Source organism: Thermoactinomyces sp. FSL K6-2592 (assembly GCF_038006465.1).
GTDB classification, from domain to species: domain Bacteria; phylum Bacillota; class Bacilli; order Thermoactinomycetales; family Thermoactinomycetaceae; genus Thermoactinomyces; species Thermoactinomyces vulgaris.
Map to the genome: position 1 here is coordinate 2,016,379 of NZ_JBBOVH010000001.1, position 17,735 is coordinate 2,034,113.

Annotated in this window: 18 protein-coding genes and 1 pseudogene; 5 read left to right on the forward strand and 14 right to left on the reverse strand. The window is 42.2% G+C overall.

What is annotated here, in order from left to right; genetic code table 11:
• The 4 genes from NYE37_RS10545 to NYE37_RS10560 form a co-directional block, all read right to left on the reverse strand.
• Nucleotides 1–978 (reverse strand): catechol 2,3-dioxygenase, encoded by a 978-nt coding sequence (locus NYE37_RS10545; RefSeq protein ID WP_340711994.1) that lies wholly within the window; start codon nt 976–978, stop codon nt 1–3.
• A 161-nt stretch (nt 979–1,139) separates the two neighbouring features.
• Entirely contained in the window at nt 1,140–2,693 is a 1,554-nt protein-coding gene (locus NYE37_RS10550; RefSeq protein ID WP_340711995.1) for a 4-hydroxyphenylacetate 3-hydroxylase family protein, read from the reverse strand.
• A 174-nt stretch (nt 2,694–2,867) separates the two neighbouring features.
• The gene (locus NYE37_RS10555; RefSeq protein ID WP_340711996.1) at nt 2,868–4,673 is read right to left on the reverse strand and encodes a XylR N-terminal domain-containing protein; all 1,806 of its coding nucleotides are present in this window, start codon (nt 4,671–4,673) and stop codon (nt 2,868–2,870) included.
• A 13-nt stretch (nt 4,674–4,686) separates the two neighbouring features.
• Nucleotides 4,687–5,157, reverse strand: a complete 471-nt coding sequence (locus NYE37_RS10560) for a flavin reductase family protein (protein WP_340711997.1) — start codon at nt 5,155–5,157, stop codon at nt 4,687–4,689.
• Nucleotides 5,158–5,699: 542 nt separating this feature from the next.
• Here NYE37_RS10560 and NYE37_RS10565 point away from each other — a divergent pair.
• Both NYE37_RS10565 and NYE37_RS10570 read left to right on the forward strand, forming a co-directional pair.
• The gene (locus NYE37_RS10565) at nt 5,700–5,987 is read left to right on the forward strand and encodes a transposase (protein ID WP_340711998.1); all 288 of its coding nucleotides are present in this window, start codon (nt 5,700–5,702) and stop codon (nt 5,985–5,987) included.
• Nucleotides 5,988–6,010: 23 nt separating this feature from the next.
• Entirely contained in the window at nt 6,011–6,844 is an 834-nt protein-coding gene (locus NYE37_RS10570; protein ID WP_340712058.1) for an IS3 family transposase, read from the forward strand.
• Between the two features lie 40 nt (nt 6,845–6,884).
• On the opposite strand, the gene NYE37_RS10575 is transcribed toward NYE37_RS10570, so the two are convergent.
• From NYE37_RS10575 to NYE37_RS14025, 6 genes and pseudogenes are all read right to left on the reverse strand, one after another.
• The gene (locus NYE37_RS10575; protein ID WP_198056615.1) at nt 6,885–7,247 is read right to left on the reverse strand and encodes an Imm3 family immunity protein; all 363 of its coding nucleotides are present in this window, start codon (nt 7,245–7,247) and stop codon (nt 6,885–6,887) included.
• A 30-nt stretch (nt 7,248–7,277) separates the two neighbouring features.
• Nucleotides 7,278–8,840, reverse strand: coding sequence for a deaminase domain-containing protein (locus NYE37_RS10580; protein WP_340711999.1), 1,563 nt, complete (start codon nt 8,838–8,840; stop codon nt 7,278–7,280).
• 915 nt (nt 8,841–9,755) lie between these two features.
• Nucleotides 9,756–9,845 (reverse strand): annotated as a pseudogene (locus NYE37_RS10585) (helix-turn-helix domain-containing protein); the annotation flags it as partial.
• Nucleotides 9,846–10,087: 242 nt separating this feature from the next.
• Nucleotides 10,088–10,246, reverse strand: a complete 159-nt coding sequence (locus tag NYE37_RS14020) for an RNA 2'-phosphotransferase (protein ID WP_445330309.1) — start codon at nt 10,244–10,246, stop codon at nt 10,088–10,090.
• Nucleotides 10,247–10,566: 320 nt separating this feature from the next.
• Nucleotides 10,567–11,151 (reverse strand): hypothetical protein, encoded by a 585-nt coding sequence (locus tag NYE37_RS10590; protein ID WP_340712000.1) that lies wholly within the window; start codon nt 11,149–11,151, stop codon nt 10,567–10,569.
• A gap of 428 nt (nt 11,152–11,579) precedes the next feature.
• Nucleotides 11,580–11,771, reverse strand: coding sequence for an Imm10 family immunity protein (locus NYE37_RS14025; protein ID WP_445330303.1), 192 nt, complete (start codon nt 11,769–11,771; stop codon nt 11,580–11,582).
• Nucleotides 11,772–11,977: 206 nt separating this feature from the next.
• Between NYE37_RS14025 and NYE37_RS10595 the strand changes: the two genes are divergently transcribed.
• The 3 genes from NYE37_RS10595 (at nt 11,978) to NYE37_RS14030 (ending at nt 13,111) form a co-directional block, all read left to right on the forward strand.
• Nucleotides 11,978–12,265, forward strand: a complete 288-nt coding sequence (locus NYE37_RS10595) for a transposase (RefSeq protein ID WP_340712001.1) — start codon at nt 11,978–11,980, stop codon at nt 12,263–12,265.
• Between the two features lie 169 nt (nt 12,266–12,434).
• Nucleotides 12,435–12,950, forward strand: a complete 516-nt coding sequence (locus NYE37_RS10600) for a DDE-type integrase/transposase/recombinase (protein ID WP_340712002.1) — start codon at nt 12,435–12,437, stop codon at nt 12,948–12,950.
• On the forward strand, nt 12,947–13,111 hold the full coding sequence (locus tag NYE37_RS14030; protein ID WP_445330310.1) for an IS3 family transposase: 165 nt from the start codon (nt 12,947–12,949) through the stop codon (nt 13,109–13,111). Before NYE37_RS10600 ends, NYE37_RS14030 begins: the two co-directional genes overlap by 4 nt.
• Before the next feature lie 880 nt (nt 13,112–13,991).
• Here the strand turns inward: NYE37_RS14030 and NYE37_RS10605 are convergent.
• The 4 genes from NYE37_RS10605 to NYE37_RS10620 all read right to left on the reverse strand — a co-directional run bounded on the left by NYE37_RS10605 (nt 13,992) and on the right by NYE37_RS10620 (nt 17,300).
• Nucleotides 13,992–15,464, reverse strand: coding sequence for a recombinase family protein (locus NYE37_RS10605; RefSeq protein WP_340712003.1), 1,473 nt, complete (start codon nt 15,462–15,464; stop codon nt 13,992–13,994).
• A 181-nt stretch (nt 15,465–15,645) separates the two neighbouring features.
• Entirely contained in the window at nt 15,646–15,831 is a 186-nt protein-coding gene (locus NYE37_RS10610; protein WP_340712004.1) for a hypothetical protein, read from the reverse strand.
• A gap of 87 nt (nt 15,832–15,918) precedes the next feature.
• A complete protein-coding gene (locus NYE37_RS10615; RefSeq protein WP_340712005.1) occupies nt 15,919–16,308 on the reverse strand; it encodes a hypothetical protein in 390 nt (129 codons plus the stop codon).
• Nucleotides 16,309–16,454: 146 nt separating this feature from the next.
• Nucleotides 16,455–17,300, reverse strand: coding sequence for a replication-relaxation family protein (locus NYE37_RS10620; protein WP_340712006.1), 846 nt, complete (start codon nt 17,298–17,300; stop codon nt 16,455–16,457).
• Nucleotides 17,301–17,735: the final 435 nt, after the last annotated feature.

The following is a 17,735-nucleotide window of genomic DNA, read 5'->3' on the forward strand; positions in this document are numbered from 1 at the left end:
TTATTTCGCCACTTCCGACTGTTTTCGAATGTCCGGTGTTCCGTAGATGAAGTACTCCGCCGGTAAAGGAGAGCCGAACCAGATGATTCCCTTATCCAGGTTTTCCTCTCGCCAGGTAACCGGTTTCCAGTCGGGGTCGAAGATCAGGTACCCGGCGTCACCGAACAGCTCCACCCGGTTTCCTCCGGGCTCAAAGACATACATGAAATAGGCTTGGCTAATCCCATGCTTTCCAGGTCCTGCTTCGATCTCAATACCATTTTCGGCAAACAGATCAGCGATATCAGCCAAGTGCTGCGGATAGCCATACCAATAGCACACATGGTGGAAACGCCCCTTACCTCCCAACTGGTCTTTCATAAAGGCAATTTCGTGAACCAAGGGACTAACGCTCAACCAACTACCTGCTTCGGTTCCGTCTTTAAGGATAATATGCTCACGTAATTTAAACCCAAGTTGTTCCATCATGAACTCTTTATTTGATGTCACATCATTTGCCATCAAATTGACATGATCCAGACGCCGAACCGGAATTCCGCGGCTGGGCCTTTTTTGAGGACGGTTAAGGAGTGGAGTTTTCTTTTCTTCCGAAGCTTTGTAGTATTCTACTTCCCACAGAAGCTCCATCGGATGTCCGTCCGGGGTAACAAAGCGGTACGCCGCACCTTGACCCATTTCACCGTCAGACCACCCCTGTCCGAGCCCCTTTACTTCAATGGCTTTGACACGTCGCTCAAGTGCCTGCTGTGAAGTGGTACGCCAGGCGACATGTCCCAGTCCTGGCTCCTTCCCTTCCGTCACTTTCAAGGTATGGTGGTAGAAATCTTCATAGGCTCTTAGGTATACCGATTGTCCTTCCCTTCCCGATTCCTCCATTCCGAGGAGCTCTTTAAAAAACCACAGCGTTTTATCAGGTTTCGGCGTGTAAATTTCTACATGAGCGAGCTGCGCCACATCGAAAATTGGCTCTTTTTCCACTTTACTTCCTCCTTTTACTTCCAAATGATTTTGGAATAGGCAAGAACTCTTGCAACACTAGAGAAAAAAAGAGGAATCACGTATAATTGATTGTATAGGGTTACTTTTTTATAGGCGTTGTGAATCCCAGACCTTTCTAATCGGTGTCATTTCAAGGTGATTCACAGCGCTACTTTTTTAATTACACGACTGACATCGTCAGGATTGATCCACGTGGAATTGGTCCATCCGTTCAAATCGTAGTCGTTCAGGCATTGTTCAGCAAACTTTTCATACTCTTCTGCTTCCCCGGATTCTTTTGCACTGAACAAGTTTTCTAAACGAATATTTTCATGATTACCCGAGTAATTCCGTTCGTATAGCTCATGCCGGCCGCCATATTCAGACCCAATGGCATCCCACAAGAGTTTGATTACCTTCATCTTGCTTTCTGCGTCATATCCGTTGGAACCACGGTATAACTTATCTAGGTATGGACGTAATTCTTCATTTTTGAAATCTTCTACACTGGATGGTTGCACGATGAGGCCGCCGGCGACCACGTTCTCGATGATCTCTTTTACTTTTGGCCAACCATAGGTCATAAAGACACGGTAGGCCAAACCATAGTTCAAGTTGGGAAGGACAGTACAGTTTGCTCCCTTCATGGGATTTCTCGCCATCGCATCACTGATAGACCAAAACAGATGACGCCAGGCGATGATTTCACCAACGTTGGCCTGTACACCCCGGAACTGGTCAGTGCCAGCCAATTTGATTGCCTTCAACATCAATCCCACAATAAAGTCCAGCTTAACAGCGAGACGCGTGACGCCATGGAAAGTAAATCGATGCAGAAAGCCACTGACTGGGAAGAAACCATTGGCTTTCTCGATGTTGCGATAAATCAGCACGTTTTCCCATGGAATTAGGGCCTTATCAAAAATAAGCACTGTGTCGTTCTCATCAAAACGGCTGCTCAACGGGTAATCAAATGGGCTGCCCATCACGGCAGCATTCATTTCGTAAGAAGGCCGACAAATGAGCTTTACACCTGGTGTATTCATTGGAGCGATAAAAACCAAAGCAAAATCCTCTTTTTGAATCGGAAGTGGACCGTAGTGAGCCACAAAGTTATAATGGCAGTTCGCCGACCCTGTTGCTACCATCTTCGCTCCACTAACTACAATTCCTTGGTCCGTCTCTTTCTCCACTCGAACAAACACGTCCCCTACCTCATGGATGGGTTTATTCCGATCCACCGGTGGGTTAATTATAGCGTGATTAAAAAACCACACTTTCTCCTGTGCTTCCTTGTACCACCTGCGGGCATTTTCTTCAAAAGGAGCGTAATACTCTGGATTGCCACCCAAAGTAGCTAAGAACGATGCTTTATAGTCAGGGGAACGGCCCATTTGACCATAGGTAAGACGAGACCAAGTGGCAATTGCATCCCGGGCGCCAACCAGTTCATCTACACTCCGGCTTGCACGGAAAAATTTGTGGGTATAGGTTCCAGAACCAGTATCTGTTTCTGTCGTCAGAACATCCTTGTATTGGGGTTCATGTAAAGCATCGTACAGGCGGGCAATAGAACGAGCCGAGTTGCGAAACGCGGGATGTTCTACTGGATTCTTCACCCGTTCACCATGTAGCCAGATTTCTCGACCGTCCTTAATACTCTCCAAATACTCCTCCCCTGTTAGAGGCTTTCGGGTGTCTTGTTTTGTCCCCATATTAACCCTCCTTTAAATGGTTATTCTGTCAAAATAATCAAAGTGCATTTTAACGTTTGGCTATCACCCCCCTTAAAGTAATTCAGTATAAGTAGTCTAGAATTCGATCCGGTGCATACCTAATTGGTGTTCGGCAAAAAATCACTTTAATTGTTACCGTTTACAAAAGAGCGCTTACAAAAAAGGCTTTTGATTGATCAGTTTGAGGGCAAAGTATATCTGTATAGCCATTTGGAAGTTAAACGAAATGGCACCATCTTTTAAATTAACCCCGCATAGCTCCTCTATTCTTTTAATCCGATAGCGCAAGCCTGCGATGGAGAGGTGAAGTTTTTGTGATGTTTTATGAAGATTGCCGTTAAGGTCTAAGTACGTTTTCAAAGTAAGAAGCAAGTTGTTTTGATTCGTCTGATCATATTCAATCAATTTGCCGATGGTTTTTTTGCAGAAAGAAATCAGTTCTTCTGGGTCAGCACACTTCAGAAAAAGCATAATAGGTTCAAGCTGCTCAAAAGTGGCTACTGCGTTGTAAGAAGGATAAGCCAGTTGCAAAAACCTTGTAATCCGAAGAGCATCCTCATAACTCTTCCCTAGTTCAGCTAAAGATTGAACCACTCTCCCGGAGCTAATATATACTTTAAGGATTTTGAATTTTTCCTCGATTAATACCTTTAAACTAACCAGGAACTCATATACATTGGGCCCGGCTTTTTCTGATTCGCCTTGCAAGATGAGGATAATGGAATCTCTTTTTAAAAAAGCATTAATATGGGGGTGTTTTAAAACAATAAAGCTCAAAACATTCTCCAATTCCTCTTTTAGCGACAGCTTAATAGCCAATACCCTAGAATGCCCGTCAATGCGAATATCAAGGTCATTGGCTCTTCTTCTTAAGAGATCTTCGTCGTATTTTCCGTCCAGTATATCCTCTAAAAAGTCCTCTTTCATCTTCCAGATTGATTGCGCAATGGCTCGTTGATGAAACATCTGAATAATACATACATTAATCGCTCGCTCGATAATCATCTGTTGTTGTTTGCTCAGATATTCGCTTCCGATTACGAGCATTTTGCCCAACAGAATCCCATTGGCTTTTAGTTCAAAGGTATCTAACTTCACATTTTGGTGCAGTGATTTTGACAATTTCCACATTTTATAATCATTTTCGTGGGTATCAGCTTTGAAGCAAGCCTCTAAAATTTCTCCTAAGTTACCTTTTTCAATCACGACACTCCGGTTAAGGACATCGGCGAGGAAACTCAAGATATATGATAAACTTCTTCCTTCCAGCATAAAATTGGTTAATTTTTTGTGGATCTCTTCGGCATAAAGAATATTTTGATTCAACTTTTGGATCTCTTTATACACTCGATCCAACTCGGAGAACAAGTTCTCCGCTTGGTAATACCGTAGGTCCTCCCGCTCCTCTTCCTCCCACTGATCGATCGTCTTAGCAACATAAAAGCAACGGTTATCTTTTTTTCCTACACATTGCTGCTCTTTTACCAGCACTTCCTTCCCAAACACCTTCGTCAGAAAACCACTTGCATAACCTACAAGGGTCCAACACACTGGAGTATCGCTAGTACCAAAATGACGAATATGCTCCTCAACTTCATAGGAATTAGACCAATAACCTGTGAAGTACAATTTTTCGCTGTCAAATTGCAATTCATCAGGTTCAACTGTAACGATCCCCTCCAATGTGTGTAAAGATGGCCCTGAAAGAATTAATTCTTCCTTTGAATCCCAATCGAACATCTTCTGAATCGCTTCCCCGTCATGATAGCCGCAGGCCCAACCGTATCTCATTAAAAATCCTTTGGCCCGTTCCATACCGAGGGTGCTTACTAAGTCCCTACGTAAGATCCCCATTGCTGCTGTTGATATGAGGGCCATCCTTCGAGAATGTAACTTGATGATCCCTACACGAGGATTAATGTCGATCAAGTTTTGGAATAACAGTTGATGTGCTTTCACGGTTTCACCCCATCTATTGGGGATTAGATCCTAGTACAGTGAAGAATTGACCCGTGTAGAACCCTAAGGCATTGCCTTCTTTATACCTATAGTTCTTCACTTCCCCCAAATATAGGACATGGTCACCTCCGTCGTAGGTTCTCCACGGTACACATTCGATGGTTGCAAGGCAATTGGCAAGGTAAGGTGCAAACTCCCCTTCTTCCCATTGAAGATCAAGTTTCTCTTGAGGCCGTCCAGCAAAATGGAGGGCCACCGCTTCTTGATGACTGTGTAAAATATTCACCGCAAACGAATTGTCCTTCATATAGCCGCAAGCTTTTATTTTCCGGTCTACCGATACCAAGATCAGTGGTGGGTCCAGTGAAACAGAAGTGAAAGAATTTGCTGTAAATCCATGAATTCCATTCTTTGTTTTACAGGTGACCACCGTTACACCCGTTGCAAAAGAACCCAGACAATTCCGAAAGTCTCGTGTATTCATTAAATATCTCCTCCAATTTTTATGGTAGCAAATTTCCGTAGGTATATTAACTGCAAAAAAGTATAGTATAATATGGTTTGTCTAATATTTTTGTTTAGTAGTCACATATTTTTGGTTTAATTGATTATTAAACACCGGTATATGAAACAGACTCTTTGGTATCAGGAATAATGGAGACCAACAGTCTTCTTGGAGCAGGACAATATCGCCATCAAACTAAAGGAGTGATAAGACGAGACCGAATAAAATCGGCTATGACACCAAAAACATAAAAAGGGCTGCACACGGCAACCCCTCAATATCTATCTAATGCCATTGAATGGCTTTCGCTCTATGATCAGTGGACTAGTTTTACATTTTGGACAACGTCAAAACTACCTATAGCCACATTTCCTCACGAACTGGCATCAATCCAAATAATAATGATCATCATCATTCAAGCCTTCCTAAACGAATAAGCGTAGTCATGACATTTATAATGACCCCATACGCTTCCAGACAAAAGAGAGAGTATAATAGGAAGCAAGAAAGGGGTCTTTTTTATGGGACGGCGAAAATGGACTGCTGAGCAAAAAATGGAGATTGTTTTGGCAGGGATGGCACCAGGTGCCAATATCTCCGCTGTTTGCAGAGAATATGGAATTGTACAAACTCAGTACTACAAATGGCGGGAGGCCTTCATCCAAGGAGGTCTGAGTGCATTAAAAACAGGAATCACTCATCGTGAACAAGAGTTGGAAAAGGAATTGGAAAAGGCAAAAGCACTCATTGGCGAAAAGGAAATCCAGATTGAGATTCTCCGAAAAAAGACGAACTGGGGCCGAAGGTAAAAACCTGGGATCTGGTACGGATCCTGCATAGCGAGGGGTATTCGGTCCCGCAAATCACGGTTGCCCTTCGCATCAATCGCACCTACGGATATGCTCTGCTCAAGGAGTATGAGCCCAAGAAGCACGAACGCTCTGACGAAGCAGGGCTTCGTCAGAAGATCCAAGAGCTTTGCGGAGAATTTCCGACCAATGGGTACCGCCGAATCCGAGTGTGGCTGTACAAGCGCTATCAGCTTCGTGTTAACCACAAGCGTGTTTACCGAATTATGAAAGAGTTAGGTTTGCTAACCCGTTCCAAAGGAGGAACGGCGAAAAGAAAAAAGCAATCGGGCCGGATCCCGGTCACCGGCTCTAATCAGCATTTTCAAGTGGATATGACGAAGATTTGGTGTGGACGTGATGGCTGGGGCTACTTGTTTGCTGTGATTGATGCCTATGACAAAGAAATCGTGGGCTATTCCTTCTCACGGTTCTGCCGAACCGATGAGCTTCTTTCTGCTGTCAATCAAGCACTGGAAAAACGTTTCCCTCAAGGAGTCAAAGGCCGTGGCCTGACAATTCGTAGTGACAATGGTTGCCAAATGACCAGCAGACGATACGTCAAAGCTCTTCAAGATGCCGGAATTAAGCAGGAGCGAACGGGTTACAACAACCCTGACACCGATGCTTACATTGAGCGTTGGTTCCGGACGCTGAAAGAGGAAACGGTTTGGCTTCAGGAATACTCCTCTTTCCTGGAAGCCAAAAAAGATATCGACCGCTACATCCGATTCTACAATGCGGAGCGACCGCATTCTGCATTAGGATATCTGTCTCCAAAAGAATTTCGTCAACTTTTATCTTCAAATGCGGCTTAAATGTCTGGACTTTTGGGGTTCTTTTTTCATAAAAATCTAATTAAGTTCTTGGATTATAGTCTATATGAACAAATTCAAGCCCCTTTAGAACATTAGTAATTCTTTTTGAAAGATCTTCAATTTCTTCAGAGGTTAATTCATTTTCTAGTTGACTCAGATTAACGCTCGTTAGCTCTTTTTTAATCGCTTCAATATTACCAACAAATACCTTTTCGTGGGTTAATACGATCTCACCTAATGCAATATGAACTAGCAAACTCTCTGTTTTCCCCTCATTACAAACTGTTTCAAACTCATAAAAGGTTCTTGCAACAGCATACCTATAACCTATATTTTTTCTCAAGAAATCTTCGTAAGTTTCTTTCACAGCCTCAAGCAACTCATGATATTCCCAATCCTTCAACAAATAACCCTCCAGTATTAAGAATAAAGATTATTTTATTATCCTATTACCATTATTATGGACAATATCTAATTTAATGTTTGGATATTTTTTAGCAAACTCTGCTATTACTCTACTACAACTCGCACAGGTGTCTAATTCTGTGAATAACTTAATCTCCCCAGTAGCTTTTGTATTATCACCTAGTCTAGCTGCAATATCATTAAGGATTTTATATTCTGTATCTGAATCCCTAAGAAATATATCTCCATTCTTGTTGGGTGCTGGATAAGCTTTAAAAATTGGATTTTTGGGCTTTAAGGAAATATCAGGGACTCTTTCTGATAATGTTCCTGTCAGTTCGTCAATACTACTATGTGCATAAAACTCAGTCTTACTAATTCCACTAACATGAACTTCCGCTATAGCAAAGTTACCTGATTTTTTATATTTACTTGGTAAAGCTGCTCTTAATTCCTTAACTCTGTTAATGATATCTGCATCAACCTTTGAATCAAGTGGTCTAGTTTTAAAAACTTTTCCCGTAACACTGTCTTTATTCGTTCCAGTTATATCGTCACCATTAGAAGCAAACTTCTGCAACCACGTACCGAATTCAGTATCTCCAACAGTTATTTTACCAAAACTTATGGATGGTATTTTATATCCTGATCCCGATGCTTCCAAAACTCGAACCTCAAGTGTCGGGATCGGAATATCCGTTATTTTGGAAAGGATCGAACCCGAATGCTCTGATATGGACCAACTCGTAAATGCAAAGAGTCCACCAAAGATTGTCGCAACAACCGTATTCCTGAAATTCACCTTCCCGGTCTTAAACCAATCAAAAAAAGTTTGACCCGTTCCGCTCCCTACTGCCCCGCCAAAGATTTTAGGAAAGGCTTCACCTAACCAGGAAATCTTCGAACCCAGCCAAGAAACAAAGCCCGAACCGGCAATGCTTGAGGTTGCATAGGAGCCGACCACCCCTCCAATGCCTCCAGACAGGCCTCCAAATAGCATATCTGAGAGCATTTCTGGTCCAAGAAAGTCATTTCCTGTAAGCCAAGAAAACAGGCCACTGATGACAATACCAGTCAGAATCCCTTCAGCCAGGGAAGCTCCCGAGATTACGACCGCACCAAGCACGAACTCGCCACCCGCAACTATCAAAACCACAGCGACAATGACCAACACGATAAGCCCAATCGTTACTCCAATGGTGACGATATTCTCCTTAATCCAGTCCCATGCAGAAGACAACCCATCTACAACGACTTTCGTAATCTGATCACAGACATTACAAATCCAGTCCCATGCTTCGGAACAAACTTCCTTTGTTTTATTCCAGGCACTGGAGACGGTTTCCTTCGTCCAATTCCATGCTTTCGAAAGCCAATTCCCATCTCCATGCTCTTTTTCTTTTTGTGGAGTTGGGGTGACTGGCGCTTCCTTCGTCGGCGCCGGACCTTGTTGAACCTTTTCAAAGTGATCATTTACATGGGGGACGTTAAAGCTGCTCCCACTCGCAAAAACTTGACCACTTCCCAAAATACTTATGCCAAGAAAAGCGAAGAGAACGATGATCATGAAGCGATAAAAATACTTGCTCATATGTACCGTTACGGAAAATTAGGAAATCGTCTCTCCGTAACGGGTTCACCCCTCTCTACTTAAAAATGATTCAAGATCAGAGCAAAAAAGACAGACTCAACCTTAGGTCAACTAAGTCCAATAAGGAGGAAGATTCAATCGGAAAGTCAGGTTTCTTTGACAAGAACTCTTGGTTAAACTTGGTCCGTTTGGCGAAATTTCATAACCATTTGGGTCCATGCTTGCAAAATGTGATCCAAAAGCTGCACGAAGTTATCCATATTTTTCTTGGACTTCCTTGAAGTCTTGGAAAAAACGTTGCTTCTTCATCCCACCCCAGTAACCTTCAAGCTATGGATTCTTTGACCAAGACTATGTGTGATTTATTGGCTTGTTCTCGTTTGTTCACGTTTAGCCTGACTCTTTTGCTACGGCATCCACTTCATCGGACTAATCAAAATCAGTGAAATCTTAAAACCCCTCTCCAATCTACTAAATTGATTTACTTTAAAATTATATGCAAATATCCAATTTATTTATCATATCATTTGTTTTATTTTTGTCCAAATAGGTAATATTTCATATTCAAAAACTATAGTACTCCATTTTAAAACACGACCGTTTACTGTGTAAGGTTCTCCAAATTAATAGAATCAAAGAGGAAATCGGTATGAAGTGTCGCAGATGGACCCCGGAGGAAAAAATAGATATCGTCTTAGCCAGGTTAAAGGAACATTTCAATCGCTGAATTATGCCGTCAGCACAACATCATCTAAACCCTCTATTACCGTTGGAACAATGCTTTTCTTAAGAGAATACCCATTGTAGTGCAAAATTAGGAAACGGAGAAAAGGGGCTCCCATTCCCCTTTTTCCAAATGATCAATATAATAAAAACCCCTGCCTTCTTTGCAAATGCGGCAGGGTCACATGCAGACTATATCTTTAATTCGCCCAATCTTACCAACTCCACTACAGCTTGGGATCGTCCTTTCACGTTTAACTTTTGCATGACGTTACTGATGCGTACCTTTTGCAAACTTTGGGACGAAATTTCATTGTGAACGATGTTTCATCCTTATTTAATGGGTTCCCACTTTTCTCTCAAATATCGTGCTGGAACAAACTCTGTTAACCAGACCCCATTTATACCCATCCCGATGCATTTCTCTAGCCAGAACCTGCAGTATGATTGGGGACCCATATCTTTTTTCAACTTGGCGGGCAGTAACGGGATCTCCAGACAGATGCACATGATGCCGACTCCCTTTAAAGAAAGCGACTGGCCGTCATGTGATACAGTCGATCCGTCGGCTCCATGGGCTCCAAATTCAAGTCAATGGGTAAAGGATGTCCTTGATTCGCCCAAATTTTTTGGCCATCTTCGCTGAAGGAAAATCGCTGCTTTTCATTCGTTTCCACGGACACGAAAATAAGTAACCGTTTCTTCAACTTCTCCAACTTCGCCCGCAACCGCGGCGCCTTCCGCTCCTTCCAACAGGTGCAACCAAAGCCGACTCCATCCGTCAAAACGCTCACTACGACGAAGACGGCTACTGTAGTGGCTGTTTTAACGATGTTCCATCGCTTCCTTCACTGCATGTTTAACCGTCTTCTTGATGTTCGCGTACGCCGCTTTGGCGTGCCTTGCAATTTTGTGCGAGGTGGGCATTAATTTATAAACAAATCATCAAACCCAATTCTGTTGGACCAATAGGGGCGTACTACACTTGATCCTTAAGCCTTTATTACTGTTTTTCGTTAGAGTATATTTTATAACCATCTATAAATGAAACAACGTACTTAAAATCCATCGACAAATCTAACTCGCTAGGAACAATCCATCTATTTACATTATAACTGACATCTATCATTTTCTTAATATTATCAATAAATTCTACATTAATCTCCGATCCCACGGCAACAATTAATAAATCTTTGTCTTTAAAACTGAAGATAATTTCTCTTGTCAATTCATCATAAACATTTTTAGTCAAATTCGTAATGAAATCAGCATCTAAAGACGGGAATATTTCTGTATCAACCCAAAGAGACGTTTCAAAGACAAATTTACTTACTTGGGAAAAGCTATATCCACTATTAAATTTATTATTGATTTTACACCTTACTGTCATCCTTTTCCCTTCAATCAAACACCTTTCGAATAAAGATTTATTATATTGATTAGTTGTTTTAGTATTTATACTATCCCAGTCTTGGGATATCTCAATTTCTAAAACTTCAACCTCACATCTATTTTTCACTCTATTTAATAGAAAATCAAACAAAATAGGTTTAAGGCTATATATAACAAATTCAAAAAGAGCACCCATTGATCTTCACTTACTCCTATCAAGGTCCAAAGCGGAAACAAGCTTTGGAAATTGTTTTCTTCTTGTTTTCGTATTCACCTTATTAAATTCTTTATAATCTTACCTACCTTTAAAGTGGTATTTCGACTTGACGAAATGGTACGCCGCTCTCCTGCCCAGCGCTTTAGCCTTGTGGTAGACGTGTCTCACGCCGGACACGATATGTTTCACGGCTTCCCGCGCCGCCGTCGTCACCGTGTGTACCGCTTAGTGCACCACGGTTTTGGCGGTGTTGTACGTTTTTTGACGACAGATTTCACGGTGCTCGCTATTGAGCAGTATAACATAATAAAAAGGCAATCGGATTTTTGCTCCAATTGCCTTTTTACTTGAACTAGTTAGTTATTTTTTCTTAATAACAACTCTATCTTCTGTCGAAAATAGTTTAACTAAAAAATCAAATACATTTTTGGGATCATACTCTGTGGAATTAACACTTCTATATTTTCCTCAGTGACAAGTTTAGATGCCGTGTCGGTATTAACCCTTATATTTATAGTGTTATTAGTTATTAAAATTTCTTCAATGCCTTCATAAGCTGAATTTATTTGATCACAATACTCGATATACACCTTGTCCAATCCTAACTTTATAATTGGACACCAACGATTTAGTTAATAAAATATATTCTTTTGAGTCGATCTCATCATCTGAAAGACCAAACATCATAATTTCTTCTTCAATTTGCATGTATAAAAAGCTTGCTTGAAAATGTATAATGACCCCATGCGCTTCTAGACGAAAGATAGAGTATAATGAAAGGAAGCAAGAAAGGGGTCATTTTTTTATGGGACGGCGAAAATGGACTGCTGAGCAAAAAATGGAAATTGTATTGGCTGGGATGGCATCAGGGGCTAATATCTCCGCAATATGCAGAGAATACGGAATTGTGCAAACTAAGTATTACAAGTGGCGGGAGGCCTTTATTCAAGGTGGACTAAGCGCCTTGAAAACCGAGATCTCCAATCGTGAGCAAGAGTTGGAAAAGGAACTGGAAAAGGCCAAAGCACTCATTGGTGAAAAGGAGATCCAGATTGAGATTCTCCGAAAAAAGACGAATTGGGGCCGAAGGTAAAGACCAGGGATTTTGTACGGATCCTGCACGGCTATGGGTATTAGGTCCCACAAATCACAGCTGCCCTTCACATCAATCGCACTTATGGGTATGCTCTGCTCAAGGAGTATGAGCCCAAAAAGCGTGAGCGCTCTGACGAAGCGGCGCTTCGTCAGAAGATCCAGGAGCTTTGCGGAGAGTTTCCGACCAACGGGTATCGCCGAATCCGGGTACAACGCATCAGCTTCGTGTCAACCACAAGCGCGTGTACCGCATCATGAAAGACCAGGGGTTGTTAACCCGTTCCAAAGGAGGAACGGCGAATAGAAAAAAGCAATCGGGCCGGATCCCGGTCACCGGCTCTAATCATCATTTTCAAGTCGACATGACGAAGATATGGTGTGGGCGTGACGGATGGGGCTACCTGTTTGCCGTAATCGATGCTTATGATAAAGAAATCGTAGGCTATTCCTTCTCACGGTTCTGCAGAACCGATGAGCTTCTTTCTGCTGTCAACCAGGCGTTGGAAAACCGTTTTCCTCATGGGGTCAAAGGCCGTGGCCTGACGATCCGCAGTGACAATGGATGCCAAATGACCAGCCGCCGTTATGTCAAAGCTTTACAAGACGCCGGAATCAAGAAGAGCGTACAGGCTACAACAACCCCGATGCCGATGCGTACATCGAGCGCTGGTTCCGGACTCTGAAAGAGGAAACCGTATGGCTCCAGGAATACACCACCTTCCTGGAAGCCAAAAATGACATCGACCGCTACATCCGGTTCTACAATGCAGAACGGCCACACTCTGCGTTGGGGTACCTGTCTCCAAAGGAGTTCCGTCAACGTTTTACCTCAAATGCGGCTTAAAATGTCTGGACTTTTGGGGTTCATTAAGCTAGATCTTTGCTCTACAATAAAGTTATTCGTAGTAAGTAGTTTTTTTATGGTTTCGCTGGTAATCTATTTAAAACTCCATCCATCCTTTGTACCAGTAGAAGATCTATCAGATGCCCTGCGTTTCCTCTTCATTTATTTGTAAACATTCAACCTAATAAAACGTTATACTGGTTCATTAATCTAGTTGGCATTTTCTCTACACAAAAAAGCCTGCCTTCTTTTACTAATGCGGCAGGGTCACATAAAGATTGTATCTTGAATTGCCCAATCTTACCAACTCTACTACGGCCTGAGTGCGAATTTTGACTGCAATCTTTTGTTTGACAAACGTATGCGTACTCTTCGAAAACTTTTGGAACATATTTTGTCCGAAATAGTACTAGGTACTGGTATTTAACTACAATTATCATGGATGGCTTCCTTGTCCTTTTGATTGTTGATGAGGTTTCCCTGATTTAAAGCGAAATTATAGAACTTGTATAGTCTGTAACTCAAAATTTATCTCTTCTATACACCGTTTATTCATAGGGATACTGAGACTAGGATTATTCTAAATCAAAATATCCTTTATAATTTAAATTCCGACCCCCTTTATAAAAGGAAAGTCGGAACTTTTTCCTGCTTATTTACTTTTAAAAATATCCACCTTCGTCTCCAAACATCTTTTATCGATCCATCAGTAAGGGCTCCTGATAGGCAAACAGCAGAAATATCCTCGTCTATTGGTGGTTCGAAGCATTTCCGGTACTTCTCCGGGAGTAACGTCGTAGTATCATCAAATTTCCAGAATAGACATGGTCTTATAGCTTTGTACTGTCAAAAAAAGGGAGCTCATAATGAACATCATCATTCAAACCTTCTCAAACGAATAAGCCATGTCAATCTTTCCATCTGGATAAATCACCACTTCATCCAACAACGTGCGAAACACCTGCAATAGATCCTCATTCTCCTCTTCCAGCACATCAAACGCTTGCCGGATGTTTTGCACCTTCTTATGGGTGTATTCTTTTTGCCCCAAAACCAATATTTCTTCCTCAAGCTGGTGAATTTGCTCCTCCAGCTCGTTTCGTTTTTCTTCAAATTCTTGTTTCCCAATTAGTTGGTCCAAATACAGATCCACCAGGCTTTTCTTTTTCTCTTCCCATTGTTGCACTTGCTTTTGAATTGCTTTGAGCTGGTTTTCCCTTTCCTGTTCCACTTCGCTCACAAAGTTGAAAGCAATTGATTTTCCTTTTTCTTTAAGACGTTGGATAACAAATTCTCTTACATCTTCGTGCAATATCGGCCAATGGTTGACACAGCCATGCGTTCCGGATCGACGGTAATTGGAACATTTCAGATAGCGGTAGGTCCGCTTGGAACCGTCCGAACGCTTTTTGGTCGTTTGGACTACGATCATATTGGACCCGCATTCACTGCACTTACAGATTCCCCGCAAATCATTCCATGGTGTAATATTTACTTTCTCTTTATTCCCTTCTTTTGGATTAGCTTTTTCCCAGGTTTCCCGGGAGACAATCGGCACATGATGATTTTTAAATACCAGCCATTTCTCTCGGGGGTTACGGATTTGTTTCTTACGCCCGCCGATCTTGATTTTGATATATTGATTTAAGATAAAGTCCCCGCAATAAATAGGGTTTTGAATCAAGCGCTGCACCGAGGTGATTTGCCACTTCTTTCTTTCCCTCGGTTTGATATTCCGCCGGTTTAATTCACTGGTGATCCGCTTAAAACCCCACCCGTCCTTTGTGTACCAGTCGAAGATCTGCCGCACGACCTGGGCTTCCTCTTCATTGATTTGCAAAAACCCGTCTACCCGGTCATAGCCATAGGGAATTTTGCCAATATGTTCTCCCCGCCTTACCTTCGCTGCCAAAGCAGCAGATACACTGGAGGAAAGGGTTCGGCTGTATTGTGCCGAGAATAATGACCACAATTCAAAGGCCATATCGTTTTTGCCCGCCTTGTGCGAATCGTATCCCTCTTCAATCGAGATAATCCGTACATTGTGGGCAATCAACACTTCCCGGATTTCCAACGAATCCTTAAGATCCCGCGCCAAGCGGCTGATCGATTTAAACACGACCATTTCAATTTCTTTCCGTTTCGCTTTTTCTAAAATTAATTGGATCGCTGGCCGTTCCAAAAATACGGTTCCACTGATCCCTTGGTCTTTAAAAATACACTTCTCATCCCATTCAAATCCATTCCGTTCCAGCCAGTTCCGGCAAATATCAATTTGGTTCTCTACCGATGAAATTTGCTCATCTTTGTCTGTAGAAACCCGTACATATACCGCATATTTGTTTTTCTCCATTTTCTCCTCCACGATCAAGTCTCTTATGTAATGTATATGGAACTTCTGATGAAAAATAAGAAGCGCCTCATCTGTTATTAGAATGAAGGCGCTCTAAACGTGATATGGAATTAGTCGCAAAAACTTCACTTCCTCTCAGAAAGCTTGTCTGTCCACGCTTGGCGATGTGCCAAGCTCTTCCTTATTGATTCACAGCGGTCTCCATTGATCCACTTTTGCTAGAGAGAGTTTTCCATGTTTTCAGCAGATTTACTTGATTCGTTTTTTCTTCAACCGCAAAATAAGGTGCAAATGCTTCATGAAAAGCTGCATGAATGTCCTTGTTTCCGTAGGTTTCTTTCCCGAGACGCAAAGAGATTTTCTTCACACTCATCCCCCCTCTCTTTACAATATGCATGAAGTTCTGGTGTACGAGCCTAAAAAAAACACTCCTTTTGCTAACAGGAATGCTACTTCATTTGCTTCTGCCAACTTGGAGTCTCCCTAATATCTTGAAAACAAAGTACTTGGATACGACATAGAAACCCAAAATAATCAGTAGAACCGGTAACAACATGAATAATCCTCCCAATCCATAACCGATTCCGATCACACTCCAAACCCATTTGTGATAGCCCCTTCCTTTTGTGCTGACTAAAAATGGCTTTAGCTCGATCTCGCCATTTTCCGACTCCAGCTTTGAGATCACACTCGTTACCGTCTCCATTCCTTTTCCAGACAAAAGGATCTCGAGTAAAACACTCATTTGCAGCAGCAAATAAAGAATCAAAATACAAGTGGTTCCAATGAGAAGCGCAGATGAAATGGTTGATGTCTTTGTTACCATCAATTCAAATGAAGGCATATTCCCCCCTCCTTTCGACAAAATCAATAAAAAATGAAAAAAAAGATAAGATTAGTCGCCAAGAAAAAACATCAAAATTCCTTTATTTAATCCTTGGTTTTCGTTTTCATCGATCGGTACATCAAGCAACCGATCACCAGGGAACCCTACCGGGACACGAACAGGGATAAGATGGCACACAACCATTGAGGATTGAGAAGATATTTTGTTTCCTCCCCTTCAACAAAAAAGAACATTTCTGGCGGAGGATTCTTCATCTCTCGGAACTCCAGCTCCCGTTTCACCATCTGCAACCAATGCCTCATCCTTTTGACACGCCCTTGACTCGTGGTCACCCAAATGATTGGTTTTCGTGAGCTTGATGTTTCTGCCAATTGATTAAAAGCCCGGTAATACCTTCGATATTTTGCCTTGATTTTATTTGGGCTTTCATTGGCGGTATCGTACTCAATCCAGAATGAGTTTTCACCGATTTCCAAACAAAGATCCGGCCTTGGCAATTCTTTTTCCTCTTCTTGCCTGACTTTTGGGTCTTGCCATTCCTGCCAACGGACCACTTCCCACGGATAACGAAACATGACTGTGGCTTCGTATGTGTTGTAATAACTAACGCACTTTAACGCTTGGTCTCTCCCGATCGTTTCAATGATGCGGATCAAAATCTCCGTCATTCCCCGGTAATGCCGTTTCTGTGACTCACTACGCTCATAATATTTGCGATCTTCCTCGATCCATCCCATCACCCATTTCCAACCAGCGGGTCCCAACTGATACATGCGCGGACCTTTGTTAAAAGGAGCGGTTAAGGAAATAATATGTTTCTCTTCTCTGCTCTTCTTATTTAGCCGTTTGATCGTCTTATCAATGGTGTGAACGGATTTGGCCAACAATGTTGCCAGCTGATAACGGTCGGCCATGCCCAAATAAAAAAGGAGAAGCATCAGTTTCTCCTGTGTTTCCAAGTCTTCATTTCGCAAAATGTCAATAACCACGCTCTCCCCTCCCTAAAAATCGATCTCCACATGCTTTTTCATTTTTTTCTCTTTTTTGGCCGAGCCTCGATACATCTCTTTCAGCTCATTGGTGATCCTCTTTTGAACAATCTCGCCGGAGCGCCCCAATTTGTTTGGAGTCCGGCGAACTTCCTCCAACTTGACACTCCGGACTTTTGGCAGGCGCTGCTCCGCCGGCTCCAATAGTTTGGCTTGAATGACATGGCTTTGCTTATTCACTGCAACCCGAAAAATTCCACAATAGCGCATCTTCATCAATTCATTAAAATCATCGACAGTGTACGGATAAAGCATCGCTGAAAAGGATTTGAAAAACTCATCTCCCCCTTTGAGCAAAAAGAGATTGCACCCTGCTTCTTTCATCGATTTCATAATGGACTCTTTTTTCTTCCCCGCCTGTTCAAGCGATGACCA